The sequence below is a fragment of the Olsenella profusa F0195 genome (assembly GCF_000468755.1).
In the GTDB taxonomy this organism is placed as follows: Bacteria; Actinomycetota; Coriobacteriia; order Coriobacteriales; family Atopobiaceae; genus Olsenella_F; species Olsenella_F profusa.
Window position 1 is genome coordinate 1 of record NZ_AWEZ01000027.1, and the last position, 1,242, is coordinate 1,242.

1 protein-coding gene is annotated in these 1,242 nt (G+C 72.5%); it reads left to right on the plus strand.

The window, feature by feature from the left end; all coding sequences use genetic code 11:
- Positions 1-16: 16 nt before the first annotated feature.
- Positions 17-1,242, plus strand: a 1,226-nt coding sequence (locus HMPREF1316_RS03440; protein WP_198009564.1) for an IS256 family transposase, incomplete at its 3' end; no start/stop codon positions are given.

A 1,242-nucleotide genomic window follows, 5' to 3' on the forward strand; every position in this document is an offset into this window, starting at 1 on the left:
CATAGCCAACGAGATCATGAGCGCCGAGGCAGACGAGCCCTGCGACGGGAGCAACGTCCGCGACGGCTATCGCGAGCGCAGGCCCCAGACCTGCGCGGGGACGCTCAACCTCAGGGTGCCCAAGCTGAGGCGGGGCAGCTTCTTCCCCGAGGACGTGCTGGCGCGCCACCAGCGCGTGGACAGAGCGCTGGCGGCTGCGGTGGCCGAGACGTGCGCCACGGGCGCGAGCACCCGCAAGGCGCGGCGCGTGGCCGAGAGGATGGGCGTGGGGGGACTGTCGAAGGACCAGGCGGGCGCGATGGCGCGCGACCTCGACGCCGACGTGGCGGAGCTGCTCGGACGTGGCCTCTCGGGGTGCCGCACGCCCTACCTGTGGCTGGACGCGACCTACGTGAGGTGCCGCAGGGGCGGCCGGGCGGCCTCCACGGCCGTCGTCACCGCCTTGGGCTGCGACGGGCGCGGCTGGCGGCGCGCCCTGGGGCTCTCCGTCGTCGACACGGAGTCCCACGACCCCTGGCTCGCGTCCCCGAGGACCATCAGGGCCCGCGGGGTCGAGGGGGTGGCGCTCGTCGCCTCCGACGCCCACGAGGGACTCAAGAGGGCGATAGCCGAGGTCTTCCAGGGCGCCGCCTGGCAGAGGTGCGCGGTGCACCTGGTGCGCGACTGCGTGCGCGAGGCGGGGTCCCGCCAGCTCCGCCGCCGCGTGGCGAGGATCGTGGCGCCGGTCTTCCGCGCCAGGGGCGCCGGGCAGGCCGGGGCCACGTGCCACCTGGCGGCCGACATGCTCGAGGAGTGCTGCCCGGGCGCCGCCAGGGTCCGGGAGGCCGCCGAGCCCGACGCCTTGGCCTACCTCGACTTCCCGCCCTCCCACTGGAAGCGCCTGCGCACCAATAGTCTCCAGGAACGCACCAACAGGGAGACAAGGCGCGGGTCGAGGGTGGTGCAGGTCTTCCCGTCGGAGGCCTCGCTCACCCGCCTGGTGGGCGCCGTCATGTGCGAGCAGGACGACGTGTGGTCGGAGTCCCGGTACTTCTCGGAGGCGAAGATCTCCGAGCTCTACGAGGGGCGCATGCGACCGGAGGAGCCGAGCGAGCAGCGCCGGGAGGAGCTCCGCGCCGTCGCGGAGCAGGCCATCAGGGCCAGCCTGGAGCTTGCGGACAGAATGGGGGCAGCATGGGATAGAGATGCCCAAAGATTCTGGGACAGCTTAGGTTGCTACACCAACATTTCCGACACTACCCC